This window comes from Burkholderia sp. Bp9016 (genome assembly GCF_003857765.1).
GTDB lineage: Bacteria > Pseudomonadota > Gammaproteobacteria > Burkholderiales > Burkholderiaceae > Burkholderia.
The window spans coordinates 1-364 of record NZ_QTPY01000101.1; the positions used below are offsets into that span (position 1 = coordinate 1).

General features: G+C 57.4%; 2 tRNA genes. Both read right to left on the reverse strand.

Features of this window, described 5'->3' with window-relative positions:
- Window positions 1-73: transfer RNA gene (locus DIE13_RS32615), tRNA-Glu, on the reverse strand.
- Window positions 74-137: 64 nt separating this feature from the next.
- Window positions 138-214 (reverse strand) — tRNA-Asp (locus DIE13_RS32620).
- Between the last annotated feature and the right edge of the window lie 150 nt (window positions 215-364).

Here is a 364-nt window from a genome sequence, read left to right on the forward strand (position 1 = left end):
CGTCCCCTAGGGGATTCGAACCCCTGTACTCACCGTGAAAGGGTGATGTCCTAGGCCTCTAGACGAAGGGGACAACGTGCTGCTTACATCTTTAATACAAAAGCCCGTTCAAAGCGTTCATTTGAACGGGCTTGTTCTGGCGGAGCGGACGGGGCTCGAACCCGCGACCCCCGGCGTGACAGGCCGGTATTCTAACCAACTGAACTACCGCTCCAGCTTTCTGCTCTACTACCTGCAGGACCACGTTCACGCCCTGCAAGCGCTGCGACACTTCTACGAAACGCCGCGAATCTGGCGTCCCCTAGGGGATTCGAACCCCTGTACTCACCGTGAAAGGGTGATGTCCTAGGCCTCTAGACGAAGG